The following is a 14,634-nucleotide window of genomic DNA, read 5'->3' on the forward strand; positions in this document are numbered from 1 at the left end:
CTTTGAGAATTACCGAATAAACTCAGAGAAATGTTTAACAACAGAAGACACCGATGGTGTGTAACCTTTATAGGACTTTGGATCGCCGCAACTGCTTCTTTTGCCCAGAATCCGGCGGTTGACAAGGGCTTTTTAATTAAGGGAAGCGTGGCAGATTCTTCCTCTAAGAATCCGATGGAATTTGTGACCGTTGCCTTGAAGTCAAACGATGGTTCGATTATAGCCAGTTCACCAACTTCCGAAAAAGGCGCATTTGAATTATTTACCGAGGGGAAGGGCAACTATGTACTTATCCTGTCTTATGTAGGCTACAAAACCTACCAGTCAACCACCTTCGCTGTCGGGGCAAGCAGGGTAATCGACCTGGGAACAATTTACGTACTGGCACAGGCCAGTACGTTAGGCGAAATCACCATCACAGGCAAAAAGGCTCTCATAGTGAACATGGGTGACAAACTGGTGTATAATGCCTCCGCCGACATCGGCAATAAAGGCGGCTCCGCTTCCGAAGTGCTCCGGAAAGCCCCAATGGTGTCCGTGGGCGCCAACGGAGAAGTAAAATTGAGGGGGAATTCCAACATTAAAGTCTTGCTGAACGGCATGCCCTCGGGGATTTTGGCCAAAAACCTCAAAGAGGCGCTTAAATTGATTCCTGCCAGTACGATCGAATCGGTCGAGGTGATCACTTCTCCCTCCGCCAAGTATGAGGCCGAAGGGGCCGCGGGTGTCATCAATATCGTTACCAAAAAGAAAATGAAAGGGACCAATGGCAGCATTGACCTGAGCGGTGGTAACCTGGAACAATCCATGAACGGCGCCATAAATCTGTCCAGTGGCAAATTTGCATTCGGGCTTACCTTAAATGGCAGCCAGGAACGTCAGCGTAACGTCTCTACGCTGGAACGGTCATCATTAGCTGGCGGCGTCAAGATCGGCGAGCTAATCCAGCGCTCAGATGCTATTCAAAAGGATAAGGGCGTCTACGGCGACTTCAACGTTGAATTCACGCCGGATTCTTCACAGAAGGTAGGACTCGGAATCTCCTATTGGAAAGGACATTGGCCACAACAGGCCAGCCTTTACAACTTGTATACCAGTGGGGTTGAAAGAACGGAGTATAATCAAAAAAGTTACCAGAATGGAAATTTCGGCTGGGTAGATTTTTCGCTCAATTATGAGAAAAAATTCAAACGGCCAGAACAGAATCTCCGGTTGGTCGGCAATTACAGCCGCTCCAACGACAAATCAGGTTATGTGACCGAACAGTTCCGCCTTGACGGGGGACCCTATTTCAGGGAGCAAAGCCCCAATAAAGGCTCGGGTCATGACCTGAGCTTCCAGGCCGACTACGGGCATCCCCTGAGCGAATCCGGCAAGCAATTGATCGAAACTGGCTTACGTTTTGCAAGGAATGAATCAAACAGCGCTTTCACCGTTCTTAGCAACCACAACAATCCAGGCGGCCCGCTGCAGGAGGTGCCATTCCGCTCTGACCGCATGGCCTACTTTCAAAATACCCTGGCAGCCTACCTTAGCCTCAAACTGGAAACGCCGGGCGGCTGGGGATTCCGACCCGGGCTCCGTTATGAGAGCACGCACCTTGGCGGCAGTTTCGCAGGGCCTTCCCCTTCCTTTAAGGCGACATTCGGCAATTTTGTCCCCAACATGCTTATTACCAGAAAACTCAATGACCAGCACGATTTTAAACTAAACTATACCGAGCGCATCCGGCGCCCCTGGATATGGGACTTAAACCCCTATGTTAATGCCAGCGACCCCCGCAACGTTTCGGCCGGAAATCCCCGGTTAAGGCCGGAAGTCACCCGGATGCTGGAACTAGCACATTCCTATAACAGTCCCTCCGGCCTGGTGCTGAACAGCAGCATCTATGGCAACGCCAACAGTAATGCCATCGAACAACTGAGCCGCGTAGACAGTCTTGGCATCTCCTACACAACCTCACAAAATATTGCGTCGAACAAGCGCCTGGGCGCCAATGTAAATGTATATATGCAGCTCAGCAACGGCTGGACAATGGGTACGAGCGCTGAAATTTACCACGTATGGTTTTCCAGCAGCGCGCTGAACGTTAAAAATGACGCGACCTTTTACGCGTATACACTAAACAGTTCGTATATACTCCCCCGGGGATATACCATCCAGTTCTACGGAGACTATAGTAATGGTTATGTAACCCTGCAGGGAAGAAATTCGGCAGACTATTCTTATAGCTTCTCTGTCCAAAAAGAGCTCCTGGATAAGAAAGCAAGCCTAACACTGGGGATTAATAATTTTCTGCGCAGCAACTTTTTGCAAAAAAGTATTGCAACTGCCCCGAGCTTTCAAAGCAACAGTGCCAACTGGTATTACAACCGCTCATTGACCTTAACATTCAGCTGGCGGTTTGGCAGCTTCCGTAGCACTGGCAAGCGTGAAGACCAAGCAGCTGGCAAGCAAGAACGGCCAATCCGCGAAGGAACTAAGCCCGGAAGAAAATTTTAGTTTTTGAATTACCTGTAAATCCATGTTGACCAGAAAAGTCTCCGATTTCCTGTCGCGTCCAAAAATAATTTTGGGTGTCTACCTACTTGTGAGCGTGATTATCGCCCTCCAGCACTATGCACGAGGGCCATTGAAGTACAATAATTTCCAGATTTTCAGGGCGGCGCTGGGCCACCTTGCAGCGCACCAGAACCTGCATCTGCAGTATCCCAATGAGTACTTCGACTTATTCCTCTACCACCCATCTTTTTGTATTATTTTCGCACCTTTTTCGCTGCTACCACTACCGGTCAGCCTGGTGCTCTGGCTAGCCTGCTGCTCGCTGGCGATGTTCTATGCGATCCGCAGTCTGCCGCTTCGACACACCGACAAGGCGTTCTTTTGGTGGTTTATTCTTTTCGAGCTGGTGACTTCACTCCATGGCCAACAAACCAACCCGCTGATCGTCGCGGGGGGGCTGCTTACTTTTACCCTGCTGGAAAATGGAGATACACGCTGGGCAGCACTGTTCCCGCTGCTGGCATTCTGCATCAAGGGTTATGGCCTGGTTTATGCGGGAATGTTCCTTTTTTACCCGCAAAAAAGAGAATATATCAGTTACTCGGTGCTGTGGGCGGTGGTACTGGCACTTTTGCCATTGCCTGTCACCGGCTTGGATCATTTCGTGCAGGTTTACAAAGACTGGTATGGCATTCTGGTTGCCGACCATGCGGTGAACTACGGATTTTCGATCCTGGGCCTGATCAAAGTATGGTGGCCGTCTTTCTCACAGAGCGGCGTCGCCAAAGTTCAGTTGGCAGGTGTGGTATTGTTCGGCATTACCTGGCTACTTTGCCTGTTTCGTAATCAATACCGCACACTCCGGCAACGTCTGCTTTTGCTGGCTTACGCTTCGCTTTGGGTGATCTTATTCAACCATGCAGCCGAGTCGCCCACCTATGTGATCGCCATTCCCGGGGTGGTGTTATTTCACATCGTCAACCGCAAACAACTAGCGCCCTGGTCGAAAACATTGATCGTGCTGGTATTTGTATTCTGCATTCTGGCGCCTACCGACATCTATCCGCCCGCGCTGCGCCACAACTTTTTTGAACCTTATCTGATCAAAGTGATCCCATGCGTGCTGGTATGGGTGGTTTTACAAATACAATTACTGCTTCATCAACATGAAAACCAAAACTAGGCCGGGCATCAGCATTGTGCTGCCCTGTTACAATCCGCTGCCGGGCTGGTGGCAAATACTTGTGGACGCCGCTTGTGAGCTTGAAACAAAACTACCCGGCACACCGATTGAATATATCGTCTCCAACGACGGCTCCGCTAATCTGAGGCTCATGAATATCCCTGCCCTGACGGGCATCCCGAACCTTACTTTGCTGGACAGTGTGATTAACGAAGGCAAGGGGGCTGCGATTCGGAAAGGGGCAGCCATGGCCAGGGGCGAAATAATCGTGTATACCGACATCGATTTTCCTTTCGGCACCGATCCGATTGTCGAAATGGCCAGAATTTTCCAGGACAATCCCCAATGCGCCTTTATATATGGTAATCGTAGGAAGAGCTATTTCAAAAAGCTGCCGCTGAAAAGAAGGCTTGTCTCCAAGGTCCTTCAGGTGCTGAACAGATTTCTCCTGGACAAACACATAACCGACACGCAAGCCGGGATAAAAGGCTTTCGCAGAAAGATACTGCCAGAGCTGCTCGCAACCCGGACCAACACATTTATTTTCGAAATAGAACTGATCCTAAGGCTGCTACAAAAAAAAGTCGAAATGCAAGGGCTGGATGTGTCAGCCAAGCCTTCGGTGATCTTTACTGATTTCAGCATCAAAGTCCTGCTGCGGGAAGCGGCAAATTTTATAAAAATAATCGTCCCCATTAGCCTATGCAAAACGCATTTGTAATGCTTACCTTCGATCTCGAGGAGTTCGACATCCCGGAAGAATTCGACCAGAACGTACCTGAGGCGGATCAAATGCAGGTCACCCTGCTGGGTTTGGAAGCCGTACTCCAGGTACTGAGCCGGCACAACGTCCCGGCTACGTTCTTTGTGACTGGAAATTTTGCCGACAAGCACCCCAACCTGGTCCGCCGGCTCTCCCAAAAACACGAAATCGCCTCCCATGCGCTCTTTCATTCACACACCCGGACATTCCGCGAGAGCGACATCGTTCACTCGCGTAGGATTCTCGAAGCAGCAACCGGGCAAGTCGTCCATGGATTTCGTATGCCCCGTCTAAAACCGATAGACAAATCGCTACTCAAAAAGTGGGGGTTTCGTTACGACTCGTCCATCAACCCAATTTGGTTGCCCGGCCGCTATAATATGCTCGGCCGGTCTGCCGATCCGCATTTGATCGACGGACTCATACAATTGCCATGCTCCGCTACCCCCTGGTTACGACTCCCGTTGTTTTGGCTGTCTTTCAAAAACCTGCCGCTAAGCATGTATCTATGGCTAAGTAGGGTTACATTAAAAAAGCGGGGTAATTTGACGCTATATTTCCATCCATGGGAGTTTGCAGATCTGAGCAGTTACAAACTTCCCACTTATGTAAAATGCCCTGATTCCCAAAAACTGACAACAAAATTTGAAAATTTGCTCTTAAAACTGAAGGGGCAGAATGCGGATTTTGTAACCTGTAATTCTTTCTGCGACGAATGGGAGGCCAGTAATGGCCCAGTACCTTAAATTGCAGATCGAAGACATGATAAGTAAAGACGATCAACCCGAGAGAGCCGTGTTGAAATGCTTGTTTGAATCATCAGGGAGCGGCCAATTCGCACGCCGCGTTGCTGTCTAGTCTGTCTCTTCGCGTGCGCGGTGTATTTGCCGGGCGATATTCTGCCATGCCTTTTCAGTATTGAAGGGCGTTTCGCCAGGCAGTTGCTCGGCTTTGGTCAAGACAAGCCGAAGCTTATCGTATAACCTAGAATTGGCTGAGCTCATTTTACACCATTGTTGTATCAAGGCACTTTCAGTCTCGGTTGCCTCACCGCACAACTGCCGGGCGATACTTATGTAAAGTTTTCTATGCATTTATCAGAGGTCGCTTTTAATGTTTTTACCGATAACACGAACGCTATCGGTGAGCCCGCAAGCAATAGGCCTTCCATTTTTTGCCTAATGGCGTCTGAGCATAAGGGTCAGCATCAGCGTGCTCACTTCAATCATCGAGCATGCGCCATTGACGTAGCTATACCGGTTGAAATGCCCGTTTTTCGTTGTAACCTGGTAAATGTGTGTCGCCGTTTTGACCAATGTTAATTCCTTTTGAACGTAGTCGGAATAAATTGTCGGTTCATTAACCGGTTCGGCAAACAACAAAGTGAAAAAGTTAGACCTTATCTCGCTTAACGGGATCACTGTTTTGGTATCTCCTTCGTAGGCTACATAAGCATTGTTTGCTTTTTTCGTGTGCTTGTCTGTTTTAACATTGCCGTTCACTTTTCGCATGACCTTCGAGTAGACCAGTACACCATTTTCGAAAGACGCCTCCTCCATGCCTTCGATAACTACATTCTTTATCAGCAGGCTCAATACCGCATTGAAAGTCAGCTTAAAAATGCATTTTCGTCCATCGCTAATTTTTGTAACGAGCATCTTTCCCACACACCGGTCATTATGAAAGACATCATACTGCTGTGTCTGATTTTGACCGGACGCTTTTTCCAAGACACCTATCGTTAACGCGGCAAATAACAAATACTTATACATCTAATAACGCTGGTTTTAAGGCCATACTCCCATTTCGTTTACCCGCCTCAGACTCTACCTTCTCCTGCTCCGTTGGAACCTGTTTATAAAGACAACAAGTTAAACCTCCATCACCCTAATCGTCAGTTATCAAAGGTCTCTGCCAAAGGAAAATATTTCTCCATTCCAGTGAAAAATTAAATGAGCAATACGGCGCTACTGGTGACTAACGACGTTGGTCACCTGGTGCCATTGCAGCCGCCCCCCTACCGATAGCCCTCGTAGCTGAACAGACGTAAAAGGCCCGGATGGCAAACCAAGTTTGTCACGATTGTTGACGTGTTGGTCATTCTTTTGGCGACCGAATTTTGCGCATCATTTTACTTTGACTTAATGCTTCACCGCCTTTTGCAGCGCAACGGATGCAAAGCCGGCCGAAGGTTTACGATGAAACACACGTATATAAATCTAAGGAACCAAGGAATGGTGTCTAAAATTTTCAAAGTAATTTACACGGGTCTGCTGCTGCTCGCGGCTTTCCCATCGATAGGACAGCAAGGCACCATCCTTGTGTCGGGCGTCGTATCGGACAAAGACACCCGGGAGCCGCTTGCCTATATTACCGTACAGTTTGCAGGCATCGCTTCCGGAGGAATCATTACGGACTCATTGGGCAGATTCCGTTTCCGGTCCCGCCAAACCGCTGGTAGCCTGAGACTTTCCTCGGTGGGTTACCAGACAACAAACTATCCTTTTACCAGCGATACGGCCCCAAATCTAGCGATCTTTCTTTCGCCGGATCCGAACAACCTCCAGGAAGTGACCGTCAGCAGCAAACGCAAAAGGTATCGCAACAAAAATAATCCTGCCGTCGAGCTTATAAGGCAAGTCATCGCCCGCAGGGACAGCAATAACGCGCGTACCAGGGACGATTATGGGTTTAAAAAATATGAGAAACTCACCTTGTCGCTGGCCCTGGCCAAGGACAAAGATTCCCAGTCCTGGTTGCTTCGCAAATACCCATTCCTGAAAACCGGGATGGATACCTCCGGGGTAGCGGGCAAATCCCTGGTACCGGTATACCTGCACGAAAAAAGCACCTGGAATGCTTTTGAAGAGCAGAAGGCAACCAAACCCATTATCCTCGGCCAGAACCAGTCACGCATCGACCAATACCTGGATGAAGACGGCTTTGACGAGTTCCTGGAAAAGATCTATGGAGAGCCGGACCTCTACGACAACGACATCACCCTGGGTAACCGTCGTTTTCTGAGTCCGATTGCCCAAACGGCCCCCCTGTTTTACCAATATTACTTGCAGGATACGATCAAAAACGTCCAGCCCCAATTGATAAAGGTCAATGTCCTTCCCCGTAACAAGGAGGATGCGCTCCTTACAGGCTTTCTGTACGTTACACTGGACGGAACTTATGCGGTAAAACGCGCAGACTTTACGATCAGTGAAAAAGCAAACATCAATTGGCTCAATGACCTCAAGCTGTCTGTCGAGTACCGTGCCGAAATGACGGGGCGATATTACCTGAGCCGGAGCACGATGTCGATGCAACTTGGTATATTCAAAGACGGGATCGGCGTGTTTGGCCAAAAGACCTACATCATCGATGGCTACGCCCAGAGTGGAAACTATCCCTATGCCTTGGAAAGCTATGTAAAAAAAGAAGGTGCCGTCGCGGGGGAGATCGACCGCCCGGAGCAGCTCTCAGCCATCGACCAACAGGCGCTCAACAATGTCGATAGCCTTAAACATTCCAGATCTTTCCGTAAGTCGATGGCACTGGGCGCCTTTGCCCTTTCCGGATATGCGCCCATGGGACCGCTCGAATTTGGCCCGTTCTCCTCCTTTTATAGCTTCAACTCCGTAGAGGGTTCCAGGTTAAAAGTTGGCGCCCGGACATCCGAGCTCTTTAGCCGAAGGGTAGTACTGGACGGATACCTGGCCTATGGGACTAGGGATCAGCGAACAAAATATGGCCTGGGAATGACCGTTTCCCTTACCGATAGCTCCATTTACCGGTTTCCTGTCCGCTCGGTCTCCATCCGGTACAACAACGATATCCAGATCCCAGGACAGGAGCTTAGCTTCCTGACGGAGGACAATATCCTGCTTTCTTTCCGAAGAGGGAACAACAATAAGATGTGGTACAGTCAAAAATGGCAGTTCGAATACCTTCACGAAACTACTGGTCACCTGGCCTTCAAGCTCGGGTATCGCAACCAGAAAATCGCGCCCGCAGGCATCCTCGTCTTTGAATCCACCTCACAAAACAACACCCGGCTCAGGGTAGATCAACTCACAACGTCCGAACTCTATTCCGAGCTCAGGTGGGCCCCGCATGAGACCTTTTTCCAGGGAAAACGTTATCGCAGGCCGATCATCAATGGCTACCCCGTTTACACGCTCCGGGCTGCCTTCGGCTTAAAGGGGCTCATGGGAGGTCAATACAACTACCAGCGTTTTACACTAAACGTTTCCAAACGCTTTTTTCTGTCCCAGCTTGGGTTCTCCGATGTTACGGCAGAAGCGGGAATTGTCTTAGGTTCATTGCCTTTTCCTTTGCTGACCATTCATCGGGCCAACCAGTCCTATTCCAACCAACTGCAGTCCTATAACCTGATGAACAATCTGGAGTTTATCAGCAACCGTTATGCAAGCCTGCACATTCAACATTCTTTTAACGGCTTTTTCCTCAACAAGATCCCGCTCATCAAAAAGCTGAAAATCAGGGAAATGCTTACGGTTAAACTATTATCCGGGGCCTTAGATAAATCGAGCCTGCCTGGGTATCATTCGAACCTATTGCTTCTGCCTTCCACGCCCGAGGGAAACCGGCTCTCAGGTAGCCTCGGTCAGGCACCCTATATCGAAGGGGGACTCGGGGTATCCAACATATTCAAATTTTTAAGAGTGGATGTAGTCTGAAGGTTCACCCATTTAAACAACCGTCCGGATCTATCCAAATGGGGCGTCAGAATGAAGATGAGTATCGACTTCTAATGTGCCTGAAACCAATCCTCTATAGAACAACACGGAGATCATACTAACCGGCAAAAGGTCATGCTGTGTCTTAGCCCCCTAAATGGCTGGACAAAATTGTAAAAACAGTTTAGTCCAGCCATTTAGGAATCATGAGTAAACAACGGCGGACATTCAGTGCAGAAGACCGGTACTCGATCGTACAGGAATCTCTTCGGGGCGGACCTTCCGAGATTAGCAGAAAATATAGCTTATCACCATCTCTTTTAAGGAGGTGGAAGGAAAAGTATTTGGCGAGCGGCAAGGATGGCCTTCGGGATTCTTACCCCCGAGTTGATCCACAACTACGCATCTTAGAACCGGGCCGCCGGAGCGGAAGAAAACGAACGCTTGAAGCGCATAGTAGCCAAGCAAGCTCTCGAACTAGAAGTAAAAAGCGAGCTGCTAAAAAAACTCCTATCGGACCCAGGAAAAGATAGCCGTCATGACTCAATATCAGCAATCTACAACGCGAAAGCAACTGTGTAAATGGTTATACCCGTAAAATTATCGACTGGATGTTCCAGGGCAGCATTCGGCAGCTTGATTTAATAAACTTGCTTCGGCGGGTTAACCTTTTTTATCAGCTGCAAGGTATAATATTACGAAATGATAACGGGAGCCAATTCATTGCCCACAAGGTTCGAAATTTCTTGAAAAATTCGGATGTAAAGCAGCAATTCACGCATGTTGCAACGCCGGAGGAGAACTCTTATATCGAAGCTTTTCACAGTATTTTAGAACGTGAAGAGATTGAACGGAACCAGTTTGCCAGCTATTATGAGGCCAAAGACACAATTCGGCGCTTTATCAAACATTATAATGAAAGTCGCCTTCATCGTTCAATCGGTTTCGTAACGCCCCAACAAAAATGGGATGAAGCCATAGTATCTGACACAACCATTTTAGAAGAAATGTCCATCTTATAAGGGGTCAAGACAATAAAAATAACGGATATTTGTACGCTCTTATGCCCGTTTAAATCCATTGATCCACAAAAAATATGGCAAATATCACTAAAGAAAGTATAGTACAGCGCAATGAAAACAGGGTTATTACTACCAAACTTGGCGATGAATTGGTGATGATGGATATAGAAAAGGGCACCTACATCTGCGTGAACAGGACCGGAACTGTAATATGGCAAAATATTGAAAAACCTATCAAAGTGGCAGATTTAATTGCCGGTTTAAATAATATGTACAAAACGGAAGAATCGCTATGTGCCGCAGATACGTTAGAATATCTAGAAACGCTATTGGCTGAGAAAATAATTAGCTTGCTTTAAAGCCGACTTAACAACAACAAGGCTTGAAAAACATTAACATAGGCATCCAATGTTGTTGAAATAGGGAATTGAAGCTAACGTATATAGTATAGTAATTAGTTTACTCGTAGTACGAGCGGGTGCAATACCCAAAGCTGAGAGGAAATTTGAATTTAGAAATAAAGTAAACGAAAATATAGACTTTACAATCAAGGATTCAGGACTCTTACTCGTGATGGGAGCTTTGCAAATTAAACACATGTAATTAAAAATCAATTATTTAACCAAAATAGACTCTTGAATTCAAAAAATGAAAAACGGGAAGGGCTCGAGGGACAACAGTGAATGAGAGCCGCCGTAACCAACCAAATCATAGGAATATTGAGTTAGATTTTACACCTACCTGAGCAGAGGCCAGACAAGCTGGGTGTTTTTTGCTTTTACGATGCTATTATTCTGGTGATTCAGTATGATGCTATAACGTATAAAGCCTTTTACAGCGTAACCGTCTAACTAAAGTAGACCAACGTCACCATCAGGTATCTATTTAGGGCCTCATAGGTCATTTCCTTCCGGGTAATCAAACAGCGCCAGCTTATGCCCGGGATCAGTATGTATCCATATGAATTCCAATTTATGTTCTTTAGCCAATGCTTTCGGCGCTGAGAATCGCTTTTTTCCCTTCGAGTACTTTTCCAAGCTAGCCCGTATCATTATGATACCTAAATCAGTCCAGACTTTAAATAGCCCTTCCTCCAACGCGTAAACAGTATTTTTTGAAATCAATTCTGTTACTGTGTCGTATGTAGGTTACCCGGAACAAGAAATTCTTCGTGGAATCACATGAGTGTAGTTTGTTTATTTTCGCCCCAAAAGCAACCCCAGACCTGTTAATAATTCAGAATTAACGCCCCATTTCATTTAAAAGCCAAAGAACGACTCTATTAAATCTATTCATTTCAACTTTCTTGCGAGCCGAAATCTGGCCCCGCCACACCATTTCCATGAGTTTTTGTGGCAACGGAGGTGATTATGATTTCTGGCTTAATCCAGCTTTCAGTAATTTCCTGCATCTGATTTTCTTGAAGTCTTTCGTTTTCCATTGTCATGAAATATTAAAGTTGCATATAATGAAATAAAGATAGTAAATCTTTATAAAATAACAAAAATTAGAGTTTGGTCCGGGAATTATGTTTGGCAAACTGGGTAAAGTCTTTGCAACATGATCTGAATATCTGCTAAAAACAGCCATCAAATGAAAGATGAAGTACTATTTGTCTGAAAAGCCGGGTCCCCTGGACGATTTGACCAGGCAATTGCTCTTTCACCATAGATCATCAGTGGCAACCGGCACAAAACCGTTAGTTGATTCGGACTTCTCTGCTTTCTCGAAATCGGTCCCCATTTTTTTACTTTTTCCGTAAAATGTCATTAAATACTTGATCTCCCTCTATTTTTGATAAATGCTCGTCCTGGCAGATAAGTTCGGGCATTAATGCAACTGCGGCTGTTCCGCCTGCTAGGTTAGCAGCGGGTGCATAGACAAGTGTAAACCAAAGCCTGCCACTATGAATCAATAGCATACTTTTCCTTCCACTTTTTTTTTCTTGCATCGATTCATCGATTCCCCAAACCAGTGACCATAACTTAAAATACTGACTGTTAGTGTAAATATTTATGGATTTCCGGTCTTTACCCTCATTTTCTCTGTCGAGCTGATTAAGGGCGACATTAATGCCAGAGAATATTTATCACTTTTTCCCCTAGAAAAGTACGACATGGTGGACCGCCAAAATATAGCCTGCCAATTGGGATAAGAATCCGGAAGATTCCTCCGTTGGCAGCTAGTTCTCAATATATATAAATAGCATTCGACAGATCTGTTTCTCGCCTACGTTGTGCATCAAAAATACCAATATTGCGCCCTATTGAGGGTCGCGGGGCGGACTATACTGTCAGTAATGTATGTTTAATGAATTCTCTACGGTTTGGCCATCGTAAAGATTACACAATCCTTATATCTAAAATCCTCAATACGCTCTTAGTTTTAAACTGAATAGCCTATGTTGTGTAATTTATCAAGCAGATAGCAAACAATAACTGCTTGTGCCACTCTTATATCTATTATTTTACTAGGATTTCCAAAGCCCGCGAATGGAATAATCTCACTAATATGCGCTATAATTTCATTACTATTTATGTATTTCTCAGATATTTTCTGTTTGCCCGGATTTCTTAAAATTTGGATTAACTCTTCTTTTTGATTTATTAACCGTGTAGGGCAACCTGGTGAGTAGGGTTGCTTGTCTCTTCTTTGAACTATTTCCTGCGGAATAACATGTCGCATGGCGCTTCTGATAAGATTTCTGGGGATTCCGTTCTCAATAAAGAGCCTTTCAGGTACATGTATTAAGAATTCCATCAACTCTTTATCAAAGAGAGGTGTGGAGGAATCCATATCATACCATGAATTTCTATTGTAAAGCAGTGAGATAGTTCTTCCAATTCTGCCCGTTTCAAGCCGTTGCTTCATCCCAAGCGAAGTTTGATAATTATCCCTTTTATTTATTTCAACCGAATAATTATCTAAGAAGTCTCTGTGTAAGAACGTCTTGTTTTGCCAGTTGCTTTCTTCTTTTTTTATTATCGATCTAATGCCGTTGTACAATTTAGTGTGTGACAGATATCTGATCCTTATCTCATGCAGAATTGATTTTCCCTCCTTTTTACTCAACTTTTTAATCAAGCCAAAAGCTTCTCCAAAATTTCCATTATTTATTAAATTGTAAATAACGCTATTGCCCTTGTTCGATATCCAGTAATCTCCACCAAAACCATTGTACAAAATTCTAATTTCTTTTTTTGCTGCAGCCTCCAGTATGGCTTTGTCCATATAGAAGAACACGTTAGGAAAAGTCTCATCGAGATCAAGAGCTTCATCAAGATTGGAGAGAGGTCCTGCCCCAAGAGCCTCCACGTAGGTTTGAATGATATTTGGACAATGCCTGCCGACTATCTCAATGTAATGACGCTCGTCCTGTTCAATACCTTTATGCCCGATTGGCAGAACCGACGAGAAGGCGTATAATGGCTTGTTCTTTTTCAGAAGTAAGTCGGATAAAATATTGGCAATGCAGGTCGAGTCGAGCCCGCCACTGAGAGTAATTCCTGTTGGGACCTCAGGATTTAGCCTTTTTTCGATTGCCCGATAAAGGAGTTCTCGTGTACAGTCGTACCAATCCTCATCTTTCTTAAAATTATACTTACCTGTTGATTCTAATGTCCAGTACTTGCTTATGACCATTTTATCATCTCTCAGTATTAGTGAGTTCCCTCCGCAAAGTGCAAAGACTTCCATGTTGACAGTGATATTAGCCTTTCCTTTTCGGTAGAAGTATTCAATCAAGCTCTCTTCGTTAAAGGAGTTTGGTGAAGGTTTTGCTGCCACCACGCCTTTTACCTCGCTGCTGAAAATGAACATATCGGGCGAATTATAATAATAGAAAGGGCGATATCCAATAGGATCGGTTGCAACAAAAAGTGTTTGGTTTTGCTTGTTCCATATTGCGAATGCAAATTCACCTTCAAGATGTTTGATGCATTCGTCGCCCCAACGTTGGTATGCTAACAGAATTATAGTCGGATCCGCTGTAATTGCGAGTTGATTCCTATGAATTCCTAATAGTGTAGACAGTTCATCCCGATTATCCAATCGGGCGTCGGCAGTTATTGTACAGTCTGAGATTGTTTGGGGTTGCTTTTCAAAGTTTTGCTGTGCGAATACTTTTAGAAGGCAATGCCCCATCGCTACATTACTTTCAATCCAAACTCCATTACCATCATTTGAACGGTGGCGTAGGGAAGTAAGTATTGCATTAACTTTGCTTTGCGCAACAGGCATGCCTGACTTATTAATTATTCCAAAGATTGCACTCATCCATTTCTAAGTTATTCTTATACAGTTACCGGCCATATTTTTGATGGAGTTGATTAACTTCATACCGTTCAAGTATTTACTTTTAAGATCTTTCAGCGTTTACAAAGGTTGTATCGTATCATGCGTGTCCTGCTTAGTCGTAAATTTTCCGACAATTTAGGATTTATTAGTCAATGTCGTTAAGTTAAGGGATATTCA

At 45.6% G+C, this 14,634-nt stretch carries 13 protein-coding genes; 8 read left to right on the forward strand and 5 right to left on the reverse strand.

Annotated elements, in window-relative coordinates; genetic code table 11:
• Positions 1-30: 30 nt before the first annotated feature.
• From KOE27_RS18580 to KOE27_RS18595, 4 genes are read left to right on the forward strand one after another with little or no spacing between them, the layout of a single operon-like run.
• A complete protein-coding gene (locus KOE27_RS18580) occupies positions 31-2,502 on the forward strand; it encodes an outer membrane beta-barrel family protein (RefSeq protein WP_215240315.1) in 2,472 nt (823 codons plus the stop codon).
• Positions 2,503-2,524: 22 nt separating this feature from the next.
• Positions 2,525-3,685, forward strand: a complete 1,161-nt coding sequence (locus tag KOE27_RS18585) for a glycosyltransferase family 87 protein (RefSeq protein ID WP_215240316.1) — start codon at positions 2,525-2,527, stop codon at positions 3,683-3,685.
• The gene (locus KOE27_RS18590; protein ID WP_215240317.1) at positions 3,669-4,406 is read left to right on the forward strand and encodes a glycosyltransferase family 2 protein; all 738 of its coding nucleotides are present in this window, start codon (positions 3,669-3,671) and stop codon (positions 4,404-4,406) included. Before KOE27_RS18585 ends, KOE27_RS18590 begins: the two co-directional genes overlap by 17 nt.
• Complete coding sequence (locus KOE27_RS18595; protein WP_215240318.1) at positions 4,388-5,194, forward strand: polysaccharide deacetylase family protein; 807 nt, start codon at positions 4,388-4,390, stop codon at positions 5,192-5,194. The genes KOE27_RS18590 and KOE27_RS18595 overlap by 19 nt, the downstream gene beginning before the upstream one ends.
• A gap of 108 nt (positions 5,195-5,302) precedes the next feature.
• Here KOE27_RS18595 and KOE27_RS18600 read toward each other — a convergent pair whose 3' ends face one another.
• Together KOE27_RS18600 and KOE27_RS18605 are read right to left on the reverse strand one after the other, a co-directional pair.
• Entirely contained in the window at positions 5,303-5,542 is a 240-nt protein-coding gene (locus KOE27_RS18600; protein ID WP_215240319.1) for a hypothetical protein, read from the reverse strand.
• A gap of 84 nt (positions 5,543-5,626) precedes the next feature.
• Positions 5,627-6,178, reverse strand: coding sequence for a DUF6134 family protein (locus KOE27_RS18605; RefSeq protein WP_215240320.1), 552 nt, complete (start codon positions 6,176-6,178; stop codon positions 5,627-5,629).
• Between the two features lie 504 nt (positions 6,179-6,682).
• Here KOE27_RS18605 and KOE27_RS18610 point away from each other — a divergent pair.
• From KOE27_RS18610 to KOE27_RS18625, 4 genes are all read left to right on the forward strand, one after another.
• Entirely contained in the window at positions 6,683-9,139 is a 2,457-nt protein-coding gene (locus KOE27_RS18610) for a DUF5686 family protein (RefSeq protein ID WP_215240321.1), read from the forward strand.
• A gap of 206 nt (positions 9,140-9,345) precedes the next feature.
• The gene (locus KOE27_RS18615; RefSeq protein WP_229252830.1) at positions 9,346-9,672 is read left to right on the forward strand and encodes a transposase; all 327 of its coding nucleotides are present in this window, start codon (positions 9,346-9,348) and stop codon (positions 9,670-9,672) included.
• Between the two features lie 78 nt (positions 9,673-9,750).
• Positions 9,751-10,161, forward strand: coding sequence for an integrase core domain-containing protein (locus KOE27_RS18620; protein WP_229252831.1), 411 nt, complete (start codon positions 9,751-9,753; stop codon positions 10,159-10,161).
• Between the two features lie 74 nt (positions 10,162-10,235).
• A complete protein-coding gene (locus KOE27_RS18625) occupies positions 10,236-10,520 on the forward strand; it encodes a PqqD family protein (RefSeq protein ID WP_215240322.1) in 285 nt (94 codons plus the stop codon).
• A 938-nt stretch (positions 10,521-11,458) separates the two neighbouring features.
• On the opposite strand, the gene KOE27_RS18630 is transcribed toward KOE27_RS18625, so the two are convergent.
• The 3 genes from KOE27_RS18630 to KOE27_RS18640 all read right to left on the reverse strand — a co-directional run bounded on the left by KOE27_RS18630 (position 11,459) and on the right by KOE27_RS18640 (position 14,436).
• Positions 11,459-11,602: a hypothetical protein gene (locus KOE27_RS18630; protein ID WP_215240323.1), complete on the reverse strand. Its 144-nt coding sequence runs from the start codon at positions 11,600-11,602 to the stop codon at positions 11,459-11,461.
• A 306-nt stretch (positions 11,603-11,908) separates the two neighbouring features.
• Complete coding sequence (locus KOE27_RS18635) at positions 11,909-12,112, reverse strand: hypothetical protein (protein ID WP_215240324.1); 204 nt, start codon at positions 12,110-12,112, stop codon at positions 11,909-11,911.
• A 434-nt stretch (positions 12,113-12,546) separates the two neighbouring features.
• Positions 12,547-14,436 carry an asparagine synthase-related protein gene (locus KOE27_RS18640; RefSeq protein ID WP_215240325.1) on the reverse strand — a complete coding sequence of 630 codons (1,890 nt, stop codon included), beginning with the start codon at positions 14,434-14,436 and terminating at the stop codon, positions 12,547-12,549.
• Between the last annotated feature and the right edge of the window lie 198 nt (positions 14,437-14,634).

The sequence above is a fragment of the Dyadobacter sp. CECT 9275 genome (assembly GCF_907164905.1).
Classification (GTDB): Bacteria; Bacteroidota; Bacteroidia; order Cytophagales; family Spirosomataceae; genus Dyadobacter; species Dyadobacter helix.

Bases quoted from the DNA above. Each gene is read 5' to 3' on its own strand.
- KOE27_RS18615 (WP_229252830.1), top strand. From the start codon at position 9,346: ATGAGTAAACAACGGCGGACATTCAGTGCAGAAGACCGGTACTCGATC.
- KOE27_RS18600 (WP_215240319.1), bottom strand. From the start codon at position 5,542: ATGCATAGAAAACTTTACATAAGTATCGCCCGGCAGTTGTGCGGTGAG.
- KOE27_RS18585 (WP_215240316.1), top strand. From the start codon at position 2,525: ATGTTGACCAGAAAAGTCTCCGATTTCCTGTCGCGTCCAAAAATAATT.
- KOE27_RS18620 (WP_229252831.1), top strand. From the start codon at position 9,751: ATGTTCCAGGGCAGCATTCGGCAGCTTGATTTAATAAACTTGCTTCGG.
- KOE27_RS18640 (WP_215240325.1), bottom strand. From the start codon at position 14,436: ATGAGTGCAATCTTTGGAATAATTAATAAGTCAGGCATGCCTGTTGCG.
- KOE27_RS18595 (WP_215240318.1), top strand. From the start codon at position 4,388: ATGCAAAACGCATTTGTAATGCTTACCTTCGATCTCGAGGAGTTCGAC.
- KOE27_RS18630 (WP_215240323.1), bottom strand. From the start codon at position 11,602: ATGGAAAACGAAAGACTTCAAGAAAATCAGATGCAGGAAATTACTGAA.
- KOE27_RS18625 (WP_215240322.1), top strand. From the start codon at position 10,236: ATGGCAAATATCACTAAAGAAAGTATAGTACAGCGCAATGAAAACAGG.
- KOE27_RS18610 (WP_215240321.1), top strand. From the start codon at position 6,683: ATGGTGTCTAAAATTTTCAAAGTAATTTACACGGGTCTGCTGCTGCTC.
- KOE27_RS18590 (WP_215240317.1), top strand. From the start codon at position 3,669: ATGAAAACCAAAACTAGGCCGGGCATCAGCATTGTGCTGCCCTGTTAC.
- KOE27_RS18580 (WP_215240315.1), top strand. From the start codon at position 31: ATGTTTAACAACAGAAGACACCGATGGTGTGTAACCTTTATAGGACTT.
- KOE27_RS18635 (WP_215240324.1), bottom strand. From the start codon at position 12,112: ATGCAAGAAAAAAAAAGTGGAAGGAAAAGTATGCTATTGATTCATAGT.